This window comes from Spectribacter acetivorans (assembly GCF_031846305.1).
In the GTDB taxonomy this organism is placed as follows: domain Bacteria; phylum Pseudomonadota; class Gammaproteobacteria; order Nevskiales; family Salinisphaeraceae; genus Spectribacter; species Spectribacter acetivorans.
Map to the genome: position 1 here is coordinate 1 of NZ_JAVRHY010000049.1, position 212 is coordinate 212.

The window sequence follows — 212 nt, forward strand, 5'->3', positions numbered from 1 at the left end:
GGCGCGCCTCGCATGCAGGAGGATCTCGTGCACGAAGGCGAAACCGTGAGCCTGAATCGCGTCGCCCGCCTGATGGCTCGTCACGGTCTCCAGGGCTGGCCTCGCAAAAAGGGCCGGGGTCGCGGCAAGCCGGGCATCCGGCCTGTGGGTATCGGCAATCATCTGCAAAGAGACTTCGCCGCCGCCGAGCCGGAGACCAAGTGGGTCACGGA

1 protein-coding gene is annotated in these 212 nt (G+C 67.0%); it reads left to right on the forward strand.

Annotated features, from left to right (window positions below; all coding sequences use genetic code 11):
- A partial coding sequence (locus tag RM531_RS16040; RefSeq protein WP_311660735.1) for an IS3 family transposase occupies nucleotides 1-212 on the forward strand: 212 nt, incomplete at both ends.